At 31.5% G+C, this 16,142-nt stretch carries 18 protein-coding genes and 2 riboswitches; of the genes, 12 read left to right on the forward strand and 6 right to left on the reverse strand.

Going from position 1 to position 16,142, the window contains the following annotated elements; genetic code table 11:
* Positions 1-43: 43 nt before the first annotated feature.
* On the reverse strand, positions 44-1,636 hold the full coding sequence (gene pckA / locus SBL16_RS03350) for a phosphoenolpyruvate carboxykinase (ATP) (RefSeq protein WP_037538590.1): 1,593 nt from the start codon (positions 1,634-1,636) through the stop codon (positions 44-46).
* 165 nt (positions 1,637-1,801) lie between these two features.
* Positions 1,802-1,912: riboswitch (SAM riboswitch) on the forward strand.
* Positions 1,913-2,027: 115 nt separating this feature from the next.
* On the opposite strand from pckA, the gene metK reads away from it, so the two are divergent.
* The 3 genes from metK (at position 2,028) to SBL16_RS03365 (ending at position 5,215) form a co-directional block, all read left to right on the forward strand.
* Complete coding sequence (gene metK / locus SBL16_RS03355) at positions 2,028-3,224, forward strand: methionine adenosyltransferase (protein WP_037538587.1); 1,197 nt, start codon at positions 2,028-2,030, stop codon at positions 3,222-3,224.
* Positions 3,225-3,317: 93 nt separating this feature from the next.
* Positions 3,318-4,226 (forward strand): hypothetical protein, encoded by a 909-nt coding sequence (locus tag SBL16_RS03360; RefSeq protein WP_317952702.1) that lies wholly within the window; start codon positions 3,318-3,320, stop codon positions 4,224-4,226.
* Positions 4,227-4,378: 152 nt separating this feature from the next.
* Complete coding sequence (locus SBL16_RS03365; RefSeq protein ID WP_037536952.1) at positions 4,379-5,215, forward strand: aldo/keto reductase; 837 nt, start codon at positions 4,379-4,381, stop codon at positions 5,213-5,215.
* A gap of 72 nt (positions 5,216-5,287) precedes the next feature.
* Here the strand turns inward: SBL16_RS03365 and SBL16_RS03370 are convergent, their stop codons facing one another.
* From SBL16_RS03370 to SBL16_RS03380, 3 genes are all read right to left on the reverse strand, one after another.
* A complete protein-coding gene (locus SBL16_RS03370) occupies positions 5,288-5,641 on the reverse strand; it encodes a fluoride efflux transporter FluC (protein WP_053018779.1) in 354 nt (117 codons plus the stop codon).
* The gene (crcB, locus tag SBL16_RS03375; RefSeq protein WP_107612534.1) at positions 5,638-6,003 is read right to left on the reverse strand and encodes a fluoride efflux transporter CrcB; all 366 of its coding nucleotides are present in this window, start codon (positions 6,001-6,003) and stop codon (positions 5,638-5,640) included. Before crcB ends, SBL16_RS03370 begins: the two co-directional genes overlap by 4 nt.
* A 92-nt stretch (positions 6,004-6,095) precedes the next feature.
* Complete coding sequence (locus SBL16_RS03380) at positions 6,096-6,401, reverse strand: hypothetical protein (protein WP_317952706.1); 306 nt, start codon at positions 6,399-6,401, stop codon at positions 6,096-6,098.
* Between the two features lie 263 nt (positions 6,402-6,664).
* On the opposite strand from SBL16_RS03380, the gene SBL16_RS03385 reads away from it, so the two are divergent.
* Together SBL16_RS03385 and SBL16_RS03390 are read left to right on the forward strand one after the other, a co-directional pair.
* A complete protein-coding gene (locus SBL16_RS03385; RefSeq protein WP_011275446.1) occupies positions 6,665-7,378 on the forward strand; it encodes a transaldolase in 714 nt (237 codons plus the stop codon).
* Between the two features lie 228 nt (positions 7,379-7,606).
* Positions 7,607-8,077 (forward strand): hypothetical protein, encoded by a 471-nt coding sequence (locus tag SBL16_RS03390; protein WP_107612530.1) that lies wholly within the window; start codon positions 7,607-7,609, stop codon positions 8,075-8,077.
* Here the strand turns inward: SBL16_RS03390 and SBL16_RS03395 are convergent.
* Both SBL16_RS03395 and SBL16_RS03400 read right to left on the reverse strand, forming a co-directional pair.
* On the reverse strand, positions 8,061-8,507 hold the full coding sequence (locus SBL16_RS03395; RefSeq protein ID WP_107612528.1) for a competence protein ComK: 447 nt from the start codon (positions 8,505-8,507) through the stop codon (positions 8,061-8,063). The two genes, SBL16_RS03390 and SBL16_RS03395, sit on opposite strands and share 17 nt — an antisense overlap.
* 1 nt (position 8,508) lies before the next feature.
* A complete protein-coding gene (locus SBL16_RS03400; protein ID WP_053018781.1) occupies positions 8,509-8,985 on the reverse strand; it encodes a sigma-70 family RNA polymerase sigma factor in 477 nt (158 codons plus the stop codon).
* Between the two features lie 256 nt (positions 8,986-9,241).
* Between SBL16_RS03400 and SBL16_RS03405 the strand changes: the two genes are divergently transcribed.
* From SBL16_RS03405 to ribE, 7 genes are all read left to right on the forward strand, one after another.
* A complete protein-coding gene (locus SBL16_RS03405; protein WP_107612526.1) occupies positions 9,242-9,463 on the forward strand; it encodes a hypothetical protein in 222 nt (73 codons plus the stop codon).
* A gap of 207 nt (positions 9,464-9,670) precedes the next feature.
* Positions 9,671-10,522 (forward strand): N-acetylglucosaminidase, encoded by an 852-nt coding sequence (locus SBL16_RS03410; RefSeq protein ID WP_053016785.1) that lies wholly within the window; start codon positions 9,671-9,673, stop codon positions 10,520-10,522.
* Positions 10,523-10,857: 335 nt separating this feature from the next.
* The gene (locus SBL16_RS03415; RefSeq protein WP_107612399.1) at positions 10,858-12,348 is read left to right on the forward strand and encodes an FAD/NAD(P)-binding protein; all 1,491 of its coding nucleotides are present in this window, start codon (positions 10,858-10,860) and stop codon (positions 12,346-12,348) included.
* Positions 12,349-12,501: 153 nt separating this feature from the next.
* A riboswitch (FMN riboswitch) is annotated at positions 12,502-12,643 on the forward strand.
* 140 nt (positions 12,644-12,783) lie between these two features.
* A complete protein-coding gene (gene ribD / locus SBL16_RS03420; protein WP_107613809.1) occupies positions 12,784-13,827 on the forward strand; it encodes a bifunctional diaminohydroxyphosphoribosylaminopyrimidine deaminase/5-amino-6-(5-phosphoribosylamino)uracil reductase RibD in 1,044 nt (347 codons plus the stop codon).
* A gap of 6 nt (positions 13,828-13,833) precedes the next feature.
* A complete protein-coding gene (locus SBL16_RS03425; protein ID WP_107612403.1) occupies positions 13,834-14,466 on the forward strand; it encodes a riboflavin synthase in 633 nt (210 codons plus the stop codon).
* A gap of 15 nt (positions 14,467-14,481) precedes the next feature.
* Positions 14,482-15,663, forward strand: coding sequence for a 3,4-dihydroxy-2-butanone-4-phosphate synthase (ribB, locus tag SBL16_RS03430; protein ID WP_107612405.1), 1,182 nt, complete (start codon positions 14,482-14,484; stop codon positions 15,661-15,663).
* An 11-nt stretch (positions 15,664-15,674) separates the two neighbouring features.
* The gene (ribE, locus tag SBL16_RS03435; RefSeq protein ID WP_011275457.1) at positions 15,675-16,133 is read left to right on the forward strand and encodes a 6,7-dimethyl-8-ribityllumazine synthase; all 459 of its coding nucleotides are present in this window, start codon (positions 15,675-15,677) and stop codon (positions 16,131-16,133) included.
* The last annotated feature ends 9 nt before the right edge of the window (positions 16,134-16,142 follow it).

Raw genomic sequence — 16,142 nt, forward strand, 5'->3', positions numbered from 1 at the left:
AGTACAGTATGCCTTATACGTTGTCTTTTTAATAAATATTTAATTATTTGTTAAAGCCACCAGTGTTAGCAATTTCTTCAACTTCTGGACCGAATTTCTTGAAGTTTTCTTCAAAACGTTGGATTAAGTCATCCGCTTGAGCGCGATATTTATCAGAATCACTCCAAGCATTAATTGGATTAAGTATTGTTTTTGGAACATCTTCCATTTCAGTAGGAATACTTAAACCGAATTTCTCATCTTTTGTAAACTCTGCATTTTTCAATTTACCTTTAATTGCTTGATCTACCATATAACGAGTGTAATGTAGACTAATACGTCTACCTACGCCGTATTTACCACCAGTCCAGCCAGTGTTAACTAAGTATACATCAACATCATGTTTATCTATTAGCTCACCTAATAAATCTGCATATTTAATAGGGTTAAGTGGTAAGAAAGGTGCACCAAAACAAGTTGAGAATGATGGTTCTGGTTCAGTAACGCCTCGCTCAGTTCCAGCTAATTTAGAAGTGAAACCACTTAAGAAATGGTACATCGCTTGAGATTTAGTTAATTTAGCAATAGGTGGAAGTACACCAAATGCGTCAGCAGTTAAGAAAATTATTGTATTAGGATGTGCTGCTTTAGATGGTAATACAATATTATCAATATGATGAATTGGATAAGCAGCACGTGTATTTTCAGTATATGAATTATCATCGAAATCAACAACACCACGCTCGTTAACCACAGTATTCTCTAATATAGTACCGTATTGAATCGCGTTATAAATTTGAGGTTCTTTTTCTTTAGAAAGGTTGATTGCTTTTGCGTAACAACCGCCTTCAATATTGAAAATACCATTTTTATTCCAACCGTGTTCATCATCACCAATCAATTTTCTATCCGGTGCTGCTGATAAAGTTGTTTTACCTGTACCTGATAATCCGAAGAATAAGGCTACGTCTCCTTTATCTCCAACATTCGCAGAACAATGCATACTCATAATATCTTGCATTGGAAGCAAATAGTTCATTACTGAGAAGATACCTTTTTTCATTTCACCAGCATACTCTGTACCACCAATTAAAATGGTTTTATGTTTGAATGAAATAATAACAAAAGTTTCAGATTTAGTTCCATCAACTTCAGGATCAGCTTTAAAGTGAGGTGCTGAAACAATTGTGAAGTTAGGTTTTATATTACTAGCTTCTTCTTTAGAATCTGGGCGGATAAACATGTTTTGAGCAAAAAGGTTGTGCCATGCAAGTTCGTTGATAACTGTAAGTTTTAATTGTGTGTCTTTGTCACTACCTGCATAACCATTAAAAACGTAAAGTTCGTCTTTTTTATCAAGATAGTCTAAAACTTTAGAGTAGAGATTTAAGAAAGTTTCTTCATCGATAGGTTGATTGATATCTCCCCAATGAATATTATCTTTATAAGAAGGTTCTGTAACAATGAATTTATCTTTAGGTGAACGTCCAGTGTATTTACCAGTGCTCGCATTGATAGCACCAAGTTCAGTTAATTCTCCTTCATTATTATCCATAATTTTGTAATAAAGTTGAGTTGTTGAAAGCTGAAAAAGAGAGCTTTCTTTTTCCAATAATTTTTTTATTTTAGGTGTTTCGCCGTATGTATCTACTGACATACCCAATCCCTCCAGCGTGTGTTATAAAAATTCAATATTGTAAGCCTTTACATGAAAATAGTATAACATAATGCCGTAATTATTCCACCTGGAAAAGACAAAAAAACATGTAAAAACAAAATTGACATTAATAAATGAATTAGGTAGTATAGTTCTTAACGGATTCTCTTATCCTGAGTGGTGGAGGGACATGGACCCAATGAAACCCAGCAACCTCTTTTTTAAAAGAAAGGTGCCAAACCGTTTGCAGACATATACTCGTCTGAACGATAAGAGCGAATGGACGTTTAAGAGCCTTCTCTCTGTCTTGAATAGTGAAGAAGGCTCTTTTATTTTTGAGCTCACATTTAAAAGAGAATTTTCGTAAATATAGTTATAAAAGGAGCAAATCATGACTTACAATAAACGTTTATTTACTTCAGAATCAGTGACAGAAGGACATCCAGATAAGATTGCTGACCAAGTATCTGATGCCATTTTAGATGAAATCTTAAAAGATGACCCTAATGCACGTGTTGCTTGTGAAACTACTGTAACAACTGGAATGGCTCTAATTTCAGGTGAAATATCTACATCAACATATGTAGATATCCCTAAAGTTGTAAGAGAAACAATTAAAGGTATTGGCTATACTCGTGCTAAATATGGTTATGATTACCAAACTATGGCAGTTTTAACTGCAATCGATGAGCAGTCACCAGATATTGCACAAGGTGTTGACAAAGCACTTGAATACAGAAATGATATTTCAGAAGAAGAGATTGAAGCTACTGGTGCCGGTGACCAAGGTTTAATGTTCGGATATGCTACAAATGAAACAGAAACATATATGCCTTTACCTATCTTTTTATCTCATCAATTAGCTAAACGTTTATCTGATGTACGTAAAGATGGAATTTTAGACTACTTAAGACCGGACGGTAAAGTTCAAGTAACAGTTGAATACGATGAATCAGATAAACCTAAGCGTATTGACACGATTGTAGTATCATCTCAACATGCTGATGACATTGAGTTAGAACAAATTCAAAGTGACATTAAAGAACATGTTATATACCCAACAGTTCCTGAAGGATTAATTGATAATGAAACGAAATTCTTTATCAACCCAACTGGAAGATTTGTTATCGGTGGACCTCAAGGTGATGCTGGATTAACAGGACGTAAAATCATTGTTGATACTTATGGTGGTTATGCACGTCATGGAGGAGGTTGCTTTAGTGGTAAAGACCCAACTAAAGTAGACCGATCAGCAGCTTATGCGGCAAGATATGTAGCTAAAAATATTGTTGCTGCAGGACTAGCAGACCAATGTGAAGTACAACTTGCTTATGCTATTGGCGTGGCTGAACCAGTTTCAATTTCAATTGATACATTTAAAACGGGCAAAGTTTCAGAAGCTCAACTTGTTGAAGCTGTTAGAGCTAACTTTGATTTACGTCCAGCAGGTATCATTAAAATGTTAGATTTAAAGCATCCTATATACAAACAAACTGCTGCTTATGGTCACTTTGGTAGAACAGATGTATTGTTACCATGGGAGAAATTAGATAAAGTCAATGTATTAAAAGATGCTGTTCAAGCTTAATAAACGCTTTAAATAATATAAAGAAATTGTCGAAATTATAGATAGTTTCTATTATAATTAGATTTACTGATAGATTAAAGGAGCGTTGATTTAATGAATTCATTTGGACCAATCGAAATTGGTTTAATCGTAGCAATTGTAGTTGCAATTATCTGTTTAATATTATTCTTAGTTACACTTAAAAGTAAAAATAATATTAAACAGAAAACAAAAGAAGAATACGACTTAAAAGAAAAGCAAATGAAAGCGTCACATGACGAAGCCCTAGAGAAAGAACGCATACAAAATAAAAAGCAAGTTACTAAACAAAAAGAAGATTTTGATGCAACTGTAAGCGGTAAAGATCGTGAAATTGATGCATTGAAACTATTCTCAAAAAACAAAAGTGAATATGTTACAGATATGCGTTTAATTGGAATTAGAGATCGTTTAGTGAAAGAAAAACGTATTAGACCTGAAGATATGCATATAATGGCAAACATCTTCTTACCAAGTAATGAATTCAATGATATTGAACGCATTAGTCACCTTGTACTTACGCGTACAGGTCTATATATTATAGATTCTCAACTATTAAAAGGGCATGTTTATCAAGGTATAAGTGGTAAGCAATTTAACGAATTGCCTATGATGGAACAAGTATTTAGTACTTTAGATTTAGATGCTAAGTCACCTCAAACACTAGTACTCGATCAAAATGAAGATAAATCTTCATTGTCATTCGTTAATTACTCAGAGCAACTTACTTCAATTGAAAAGTTAGCGTCAGACTTGCAAACACAATTAGGTGCTAAATATACGCCAACTGCGATTTTATACTTTAATCCTAAATACGATGGAGACGTAACGATTTCAAATTATGCACAAAGTTCAAGTGTTAAAGTTCTAGTGGGACCTGACCAATTAGATGAGTTCTTTAATAAGTTTGTATTCCATGGACGTATTCAATATAACGTAGATGAATTACAAAATGTTATGGATAAAATTGAATCATTTAATTAGTATTAATCCGAGATATGGTTATATCTCGGGTTTTTTATTTTGAGGAGAAGCTTATTAAAATAATAAACTAAACTAATATTAAAGTTTTCAATATGGACAATTATGGGAATAGAGTAGTAATTATTAAAATATAAAGAAAAGAGGTTTCTTTTATGGAAACAATTGAATTTTATAATGGTCACACAATGCCTAAAGTTGGAATTGGTACCTTTAGAGTAGAAAATAACGATGAATGTAAGGAAGCAGTTAAACATGCAATTGTCTCAGGTTATCGTAGTATTGATACAGCTAAAGTATATGGTAATGAAGAACAAGTTGGTTTAGGCATTAAAGAGGGTCTGGAAGCTACTGGGTTAGAACGTAAAGATTTATTCATTACATCAAAACTATATTTTGAAGATTTTGGGCGTGAAAATGTTGCAAATGCTTATGAAACAAGTATCAATAAATTAGGACTAGATTATTTAGATTTATATCTTGTTCATTGGCCTGGTACTAATGAAGCAATAATGATTGATACATGGAAAGGTATGGAAGATTTATATAAAGATGATAAGGTTAAAAATATTGGTGTAAGTAACTTCAATGCAGAACACTTTGAAGCATTATTAGCTCAAGTTTCTATTAAGCCAGTCATCAACCAAGTAGAATTTCATCCATATTTTACTCAAAATAAACTACGTAAATATTTAGAAGTACAAAATATCCATATGGAGTCATGGTCACCATTTATGAATGCCCAAATCTTAGATGATGAAACACTTAATCAAATTGGTAAAGAAGTTAATAAATCGGCAGCACAAGTCGTCATTCGTTGGAACATGCAACATGGTGTCATCGTAATTCCTAAATCAGTTACACCTCAAAGAATAGAGGAAAATATTAATGTTTTTGATTTCGAACTAACAGATGAACAAATGGAACGAATTGATTCTCTAAACAAAGATCAACGCATTGGTCCTGATCCAGCAACATTTGAGGGACATTAATAAAAATGTAAAAATATAAAAATACACTTCATAGTTGCAAGATTTAATCTTAAAACTATGAAGTGTATTTATTTATATCGAATAACCAATAAAGCATGAGATAAACCCTATTACAAATTGTAAAATAGAATAACTAAAAAATTGAACAGGTTTAAAACTTGGCGAAATAAATTGGACGAGTTCATAAGACATAGTTGAAAAGGTTGTTAACCCTCCAAGGACGCCAGTTATAAAAAACAGTGAAAATAATTGATAATCTTGAGCTATCCCAAATACGAAGCCAATTAAGAAACTACCAACGAGATTGACTATTAAAGTTGCAATCGGTATAGGTGACGTTGTTTTACTTTTAAAGACATCTGTTAACCAAGCTCTGATAACAGCACCAATGCCACCACCTACCATAATAAGTAATATATGTATCATGTAGGTTGCCCTCCTAATTTAACACCTAACCAGCAGAAAAGAATGCCTCCTATATAACTGGTTAAGCCATAGATAAAGAGCAAAGTGATACTATTATTTTGTGACATTGTAACTAATTCAAATTGGAAGGTTGAAAAGGTAGTTAAAGCACCTAGTAGTCCCGTTGTGACACCTTTTTTAATTAGTGGGTTGTTTTTAAAAAATTGAATGGATAACGAAGATAAATATCCCATTAAAATTGCACCCACAATATTCGCAATTAATGTACCGAGTGGTAATCCAGAATCGGCATTAAGAGTTGATAAGACATATCTTAGTAATGCTCCAAATAAGCCCCCAATAAACACAAATAAATATTGCATTTTGTCACACCTATTCATTATTTTTATTACGTTAAACACTAATGGTTAATTATTTTTTTAATTAGAAAGTTAGTTCTGGCATTTAAAAAAGTTTACGACAATATACCAAATGTCTTAATTGAGGCATAGATATGGAATAAAATCACCAATAAAATGATTATTGGCAAAATTTTACTCGCAATTCTTATCCATCCTTGTTTATCACCTAAATGTTTAATCGCTTTATCTGAAAATATAATAGAAGCAATTAATATAATCACATTAATGATACTACACGCAATAAGTAAATATTTAACAGAAGTAATTTGCTGATTTAATAGCGGGTTGAATGTATTAAAATAAAAACTTATGATGAGTAAAATTGTTGAGATATAGAAGTATTTTTTTGGCTTAGACATAATGTTCCTCCTACCTAATATCATCTAATCATATTACCATATTTTAATTAACATTTAATAGTGACTAGTGAATTTGATAATTAATTTTGTTAAAAAGCAAAACATTCGCCAAGTGTTTCTAAGAATGATATAAATAATTTATAAATATTTTATTGATGCGGAATAGTCTGATCATCATATGAAAAGAAGCATATACATATAAGAAATCTATTGTGATGTAATTTAACTATCATCGTAATCGAACTTAAAGGAGGAAGAATGAAATGGCAAAATTAAATGTCGAAGTATTTGCAGATGGCGCAGATATTGAACAAATGAAAGCAGCATATAAAAATAAAGAGGTAGACGGTTTCACTACTAATCCTAGCTTAATGGCTAAAGCAGGTGTAACAGATTATAAATCATTCGCTGAAGAAGCGGTTAAAGAAATTCCAGACGCATCTATTTCATTTGAAGTATTCGCTGATGATTTAGAAACTATGGAAAAAGAAGCTGAAATATTAAAACAATATGGTGATAATGTTTTTGTTAAAATTCCAGTTGTGAATACTAAAGGCGAATCAACAATTCCGTTAATTAAAAAATTATCAGCGGACAATGTGCGTTTAAATGTTACTGCAGTGTACACTATTGAGCAAGTAAAAGAAATTACTGAAGCGGTAACTGAAGGAGTACCTACATATATTTCAGTATTTGCGGGTAGAATAGCTGATACTGGTGTTGACCCATTACCTTTGATGAAAGAATCAGTAGATGTGGCGCATAGTAAAGAAGGCGTTAAATTATTATGGGCAAGTTGTCGTGAACTATTTAATGTTATTCAAGCAGATGAAATTGGTGCCGACATTATTACATGTCCAGCAGATGTAGTTAAGAAAGTAAATACTAATTTAGGTCGAGATATTAATGAATTATCAGTTGATACTGTAAAAGGTTTCGCTAAGGATATTCAAAGCTCAGGTTTATCTATTCTTTAAAATTTAAAAAATAAAAATAACTCCGTTCTATAAGATATTGATTAGAACTTCTACATACAATTAACATTTTCATGTCTGTGTGTAGTGTGTAGATTCTTTAAATCAACCTCTTTCATATAGAAACGGAGTATTTTTATATAATAAAGCTTTTGATCTTTAACTTGTAAGTAAATGAGAACTTCGCTAAAATTTAAAAGAAATAATATTAGAAGGAGATAACCACATAGTATGAAACATACAGAATTTGAAGAGAAAGTTAAAAAGCAATTGTGGTTTTTAAATAAAAAGGAAAAAAAACTATTACAAAATAATTTAACGCATTACCATAATGAGGTTGAGGATAATGAAGGGGATATTCAGTCAAAGAAATATCGCAAACCAATTCAGTACGCAAATCAATTTTTAAAAAATAACATATTTAAACAAAAAGAAGTAGCAAGTTCCACATTGTTATTTTTACTAATAGGAATGGTACTCATTTATGCTTTCTTGCTAGGGTTATTTTTAGCAGGGTTTATTACAAGTCTTACTGCAGTGAATTATTTTATAAATCCACAAGTTACAATGCCAGTTATAAATGTGATCTTAATTTTAATAGGTGCAGTACTTCTTGCAATCGTAAGTTTATTACTCATTAAATCAGTTACTGCATTTTTTACAAAAAAATTATTAGAATATAAATTTAATAAATCTGCATAGTTTTTTGTACTAAATGATGCAATAATGTACTTTCTTGCCATTTTTTATAAATTAACGAATAGGGTTCATCAACGCGTAATTGGATATTATTTTCAAAAGTAATGATGACGCCATTTGTAGTAGAAGTTAATCCGATAATTGTTAATGCGTTGATGTAAGTTTGTAAAGGTGCACGTTGATGTTTTATAGGGAAGAGGACAACTTTGTCAGATATATATAAAGGTACTAATTTATTAATTGCTAATAATCGTTTTGCCAACTTTAGCCTTTGCAAATACGATTGATTATGCTGTTCGAAATAATAAATTAGTACCTTTTTAATTGGAAAAGGTAGCACCATGTCATAAGTCGAAAAGCAGCATTTAGTTTTATGTTCACTATGTTGCAATGTTTGAATATAAAGCAAATGGTAAGAATTGTGTGGAATCAAATTATTCACCTTTAAAATAGTAATCGGTGAGCTTTTTTATAGAAGAGGATTTATACTTTTTAATACTCGATAAAGAGACATGCATTAAGTCGGCAATTTCGAATTGTTTATAGCCTTGAATAAAATAGTTATACCATGCGAGTTCTTGTGCATTTAAAATTTTGGAAATGTCATTATAGTCGAAGTAAGTTGTTTCTCTATTAATAGAAGGAATTTGAGGAGTTTGTAAATCATCGACTTCAACTATTTCTGGTTTCAAATTTTCTTTTCTAAATAAGTCAATTAAGTAAAAATTGAGCCGTTGATAGAGATAAGAGGATAAACAAATATTTGAATTCTTATTGTAATTCTTAGATAATTGCCACAGTTTAATAAGCAATAACTGATAAAATTCATCATAATTATACTTGACGTAATAACGTTTTAACAAATAATGAATAATTCTATGATATTTATGATATATGTCATCAAAATTCATTGTATTTGGAATTCGCTCCTAGTTTAAGCACTTAAACAAAATTTCCGGATATCTAAAATTTAAACTAACTTATTTAAATTATCATTTGCGTAATTTGAAAAAAGGGTGTTAAATAGTAAACATAGAATAATGAAAGTATGCAAGATAATGGTTTAAGACATAAGTAACTCAGTAATGCGACAATTAATTATGAACATACCTAACATTCATAAATATATTTAAGTTCTAGTCAATTTTTAACGTGGGAGGTATAAATTTGGATTACGCACATTTAAATCTAGAGCATTTTTTTGCAAGAAATGATGATCTAGACATAATTAGGAATCGTTCTGAATTTGTAATGATTAATAATTTCACAAATGAAATGATGTATCGAGATGGTGAAATAGAAGGAACAGTTGATTTGAATCAATATTATTACAAGAATAGATCTCAAGCAGCTAGTTTTATCATGATGGATTATCGCAAAGATAACTAACAATAAATAGTTATTCTTTATAGAATCAAGTAATGAAATTCTATATGTTTCATTACTTTTTATTTTGCAAAGTTTCATTTTGATTACTTTTATTTTATGAATATGTAACATTGCAAGTATAAAATTGTTTATAAGAATTAATAATGTTAAACTTTATTATCATAAAGATTTTAAAGAAAAAACAACATTGACCTAAGAGGTGTGAATATGACGAAGCACAAAAAAGGCTCAATTATTAGCCTAGTGGGGTTATTGATTGTTTTAGTCGCAGCAGGTTTTATTTTCTTTACTATGATTTCAGATCAAATATTCTTTAAAAAAGTAAATGAAGAAGAAAAAGTAGAGCATTTAAACGTTACACTAAATAAAGCTGCCGATAAACAAATTGATAATTACACAAGTCAACAAGTCTCTAACAAGAATAATACTGCTTGGAGAGATGCTTCAGATAATGAAATAAAAGCTGCAATGGACAGTAGTAAGTTCATTGATGATGACAAACAAAGGTATCAATTTTTAGATTTATCTAAATATCAAGGTATTGATGAAAACCGTATTAAGCGTATGTTATTCGATCGACCTATGTTATTAAAGCATACTGATGCATTTATAAGTGCTGCTAAGGAGAAACATGTGAATGAAGTTTATTTAATTTCTCATGCTTTATTAGAAACTGGTTCAGTTAAAAGTGAATTAGCCAATGGTGTAGAAATTGATGGTAAAAAATATTATAACTTCTATGGTGTAGGTGCTCTCGATAGTGATCCTATTAAAACTGGTTCAGAATACGCAAAAAAACACGGTTGGGATACTCCAGAGAAAGCCATCAAAGGTGGGGCTGATTTTATTCACCAACACTTCCTATCACATGATGATCAAAATACGCTATACAGTATGAGATGGAATCCTAAAAATCCAGGTGAACATCAATATGCTACTGATATTAAATGGGCAGAAAGTAATGCTCAAATCATCGCAGATTTCTATAAAGAGATGAAAACAGAAGGTAAATATTTTAAATTATACGTATACAAAGATGATAATAAACATCAAAAATAAATAATTGTAAGTAAACTAAAGCCAACGATCACACTGTTTCAAGCAAGTGATGACGTTGGCTTTTTCTTTAATATAATTTGTGTTCACAAACATTTATTCGGCTTTATTTTTTCGAGTTATCCAATTAAATGCTATAACAAATACGACGAAAACTTTTAAGAGAAATTTCATTTTAGTTCACCTCATTAACTCAATATTAACATATCAATATAGGATAAAGAATAATGGAGAATGCTAATTGCATATAAGTATAAATTATTTTAAGCAAATTATGATATTGATATAATTAAATTATTAAAAATCTTGATAGAGAAAATTAAAAGGATGATGAATATATGCGTGTAGCAATTATAGGGATGGGCACAGCAGGTGTTAGTGTTCTAAGGCAATTAGTCAAAAATGAAGCGTTTAAAAATCTAGAAGTTGATGTATATGATCATGATAAGAATATGGGGCAGGGTGTACCTTTTCAAAATGACAGTAGCCAATTATTAATTAATTTGCCAACTAAGCAAATGAGTTTAAATTTGGATGATGATGAAGAGTTCTGGAAATGGTATCAAGAACAATCAGAATTTAAATTCGATAATCCTAAATATCTTCCTAGGTTTGTATTTGGTCATTATATGAAGTCATACCTATCTAACTACGACTTGTTATTTGATAATTTAACCATTATTAAGCATCCAGTTCGCGAAATTTTTACAAATTCAGAAATTGATGAGACTACATTAAAATATTATGTATGTACTTCAGAAGATATGAGTCAATGGAAAGAGTATGATTATATATTTTTAACGACTGGTACATTTGCATATCATGATCCATATAATCTAAAAGGGAATAAAGGTTATATTCAAACACCTTATCCTACATATAATACATTAGATGAAGTGTCTCAATCAGACGATATTGCAATTATAGGCACTGGATTAGCCAGTTTAGATGTAGTTAGATACGTGGCTACACATCATCCTAAATTACCAATAACTATGACTAGTCGTTCAGCACATTTACCTAGTGTTAGAGGAAATATGATAGATGTTGAGTTTAAACATTTAACTAAGCAAAAGTTTAATGAATTGAAGTCGCAATATTATGGAAATGTACCTTTAGAATTAGCTTTTGAATTATTCCAATTAGAATGTAAAGATCATAATATTGATTTAGAGAAACTAGTATATCGTCGCACAGGAAATACAATTCAAGATTTACAGTATGATCTTGATAGACCCGATGAAATTGGTGTGTTTCAAAGTTTAATTGAAAATATTAAAGAAAATCTAAACTGGATATGGAATAGCTTTAGTCAAGAAGATCAGCAAGACTTTGATAAACGTTTCTCAAAAATTATTCAATTAAATTCTAACCCTATGCCACCTTGTACTGCAGAATTAATTATAGACTTAATAAATAATCAATCATTAATTGTTAAAAGAGGATTAGAAGATATTACTTATAAAGACAACCATTATTTATTGAAATTCAACAATGATGATGATGATTATCTATATGATGTCATTATTAATACGACTGGATCAAAAACACATTTATCAGATTTAGATGAGGAAGATCAGCTTATTCTTAATCTCCAAAACAGACAAATTGTTCAACCACATCCAATGGGAGGTATACAAATTATTCCAGAAACCAATCAAGTCATAAGTCCAAGATATGGAACTCTCAACAATATGATAGCTATTGGGCAAGTAACTAATGGCGTTAATAAATTGCGTAATGGAGTGAAGATGATCGTTGATCAAGCGGTCAATTCTGTAAATTATTTATACGAAAACCAAAGTAAATTTGACCATTTCAACTCATAATGTAGACATTTACACTTAAATAACTAAATTCCATTATTAGTTACTCTGTTAAATAATATGTAGCGTTGACGGTTTGTATTTTTTTAATAAAAAGCGTATGATTAATGTTGTAGTTATTAAACTACGTTAACTCAAACAATCACAATTTCATATGAATTCTTTCGGGGCGGGGTGCAATTCCCAACCGGCAGTAATATAAGCCTGCGACCTGTCAAAGTGAAAGGTAATAACTTTGATGGCTGATCTAGTGAGACTCTAGAGCCGACAGTGAAAGTCTGGATGGGAGAAAGAATGAGACGTCATTATTTGATAATTATGACGGTTATTTAGCATACACATTTACTAATGTTGTAAGCTTATTTGAATATACATTTGATCTCCCTATGCCTTTAAGCACTTTATTGGTATAGGGAGTTTTGATTATGAGGTGATTTATTGAGTAATTTTATGAAATACGCTATACAACTCGCACAAATGGTTAAAGGACAAACGGGTATCAATCCTCCAGTTGGTGCGGTCGTTGTTAATAACGGCCGAATAGTTGGACTCGGTGCTCATCTAAAACAAGGTGAGAAGCACGCGGAAGTACAAGCACTTGATATGGCTGGAAAGGAAGCAAAAGGTGGAACAATCTATATTTCGCTAGAACCATGTACCCACTTTGGCTCAACACCACCATGTGTGAACAAAATTATTGAATTTGGACTAAGCAAAGTTATTTACGCTGTTAAAGATACGACATTACCTTCTGAAGGGGACGCTATTTTAAAACAAGCTGGGATTGATGTAGAACATCAATACTCTGAAAAAGCAGCTGCCTTATATAAAGACTTTTTTAAAGCTAAGTCAGAGCAGATCCCTGAAATTACGATGAAAGTGTCTGTATCATTAGACGGTAAACAAGCAACAGATTTAGGTCAGAGTAAATGGATTACTAATTCAGAAGTCAAACAAGATGTCTACCATTTAAGACATACGCATGATGCTGTGTTGACAGGTAATGGCACAATTAATGCTGATAACCCACTTTACACGACTCGTATTCCAAGTGGTAAAAATCCAATCCGAATAGTGCTGGCTAAAAGTGGCAATGTTGATTTTACGAAACAACTTTTTCAAGATTCGTCCAGTGAAGTCTGGATTTACACTGAAAATCAAACGCTTGAAAGTCCAAATCGAAACATAAAGGTTATCTGTATAGATAAATGCGATTTAAAAGATATTCTTAAAGATATTTATAAGCGAGGTATTGGTTCATTATTAATTGAAGCTGGTCCTCGTATAACTTCCAAATTTCTCCAAACTGATTTTATTAATCAACTTATTATTTATTACGCCCCGAAAATAATAGGTGGTTCTGGAAAAAATCAATTCTATCAAACTACAGATATTATTGATTTAAATGAAACCACTCAATTTGAAATTTCTTCTACTGAGTTAATTAATCAAAATTTAAAAATGATTTTGCGAAAGAAGTGACAACTTATGTTTACAGGTATTGTTGAAGAAATAGGTACTGTCAAAAATATTCGTACTCATCAATCGGTTAGAACATTGGATATAGCTTGTCAAACTATCACAGAAGACATGAACATCGGTGACTCTATTAGTGTGAATGGAGCTTGTTTAACAGTGATTGACTTCACAAGTCATTTTTTTTCTGTTCAAGTTATAAAAGGTACTGAAGATAAAACATATCTATCTCAAATCAATAAAAATGATGAAGTCAACTTAGAAAGAGCAATGTCAGGAAATGGACGTTTTGGAGGCCATTTTGTTTTAGGTCATGTTGATGACAAAGGTGTTATAACACAAGTTAAGGAAACACCTAATTCAAGGATAGTTTCGATTAAAGCATCTACAAATATCATTAATCAAATGGTCAAACAGGGTTCAATTACTGTGGATGGTGTGAGTTTAACAATTTTCGATTTACGACATGATAGTTTTGATATTCATTTAATACCTGAAACAAGACGTTCAACGATTTTATCTTCTAAATACAATGGCGACCAAGTTCATTTAGAAACGGATGTTCTTTTTAAATATGTTGAACGAATGGTAAGTAGAAATGAGTCAGAGCTTACATTAGATAAGTTAAAAGCATTTGGCTTTTAGGAGGCGTAATTATAGATGGAATTTGACGAAATTAAGGATGCATTAAGTGCTTTAAAACGTGGTGAAAGTATTATTGTTGTGGATGACGAGGATCGTGAAAATGAAGGAGATCTTGTAGCTATAACACAATGGATGAATGATAATACTATTAATTTTATGGCTAAAGAAGGTAGAGGGCTAATTTGTGCACCTATTAGTAAAGACTTGGCACTCAAATTTAATTTAATACCTATGGTAGAACATAACACGGATGGTTTTGGAACTAATTTCACAGTAAGTATCGATCACGCTACAACATCAACCGGTATAAGTGCATTTGATAGAATGGCAACGGCACGCGCTTTAATTAATCCAGAATCTGAGCCCGAAGATTTCCATAAACCTGGACATCTTTTTCCACTAATAGCTAAAGAAAACGGTGTGTTGGAACGTACTGGTCATACAGAAGCAGCTGTAGATTTAGCGAAACTAACGAAAGCAGCTCCAGCAGGTGTTATATGTGAGATCATGAATGAAGATGGGACAATGGCTAAAGGTGAGCAACTAGAAGCGTTTAAACATCAACATGGTCTTAAAATGATTACTATTGAAAGTTTAGTTAATTATCGAAAAGACAAAGGCACTGGTGTTGAGTTAAAAGCAAAAGTTAATATGCCGACAGATCATGGAGCTTTTGAAATGTATGGATTCGAATCATCATTAACTAAAGAAGAAATTGTTGTACTTGCTAAAGGAGAACCCCGTGCCACAGAGAATGTGCGTATTCATTCTGCATGTTTAACAGGTGATATTTTCCATAGTCAAAGATGTGATTGTGGTGCACAACTAGAATCAGCGATGAAATATATAAATGAGCATGGTGGCATGATCATTTATTTGCCTCAAGAAGGAAGAGGCATAGGGTTAATCAATAAATTAAGAGCATACGAATTGATTGAACAAGGTCATGATACAGTAACTGCCAACCTAGCTTTAGGATTTGACGAAGATTTAAGGGATTATCATATAGCTGCTCAAATTTTAAATTATTTCAATGTACAACAAGTGAATTTGTTAAGTAATAATCCTAAAAAATTTGAGGGATTATCTGAGTATGGTATTAAAGTTGCGGACCGCACACCAATTATTGTAGCTGAAACAGAACATAATCATGATTATATGAATACTAAAAAAATAAAAATGGGACATTTAATTTAGGAGGAATAAAGATGAATTTTGAAGGTAAATTAGTAGGAACAGATCTAAAAGTAGCTATTGTTGTAAGTCGATTTAATGATTTTATAACGAACCGTTTATTAGATGGTGCGAAAGATACACTTGTTCGTCATGGTGTGGAAGATAGTAATATAGATGTTGCTTATGTACCTGGTGCCTTTGAAATTCCTTTAGTTTCTAAAAAACTAGCTCAAAAAGGTGAATATGACGCAGTCATCACTTTAGGTTGTGTAATTAGAGGTGCAACATCTCATTATGATTATGTATGTAATGAAGTTGCTAAAGGAGTATCAAAGGCAAATGATGTAAGTGATATTCCAGTTATATTTGGCGTATTAACCACTGAAAGTATTGAACAAGCGGTTGAAAGAGCTGGAACTAAAGCGGGTAATAAAGGTGCTGAAGCAGCAGTAAGTGCTATTGAAATGGCAAATTTATTAAAACAATTTTAATTAAAAATA

Source organism: Staphylococcus sp. NWU MK-U1, assembly GCF_033283505.1.
GTDB classification, from domain to species: Bacteria; Bacillota; Bacilli; order Staphylococcales; family Staphylococcaceae; genus Staphylococcus; species Staphylococcus haemolyticus.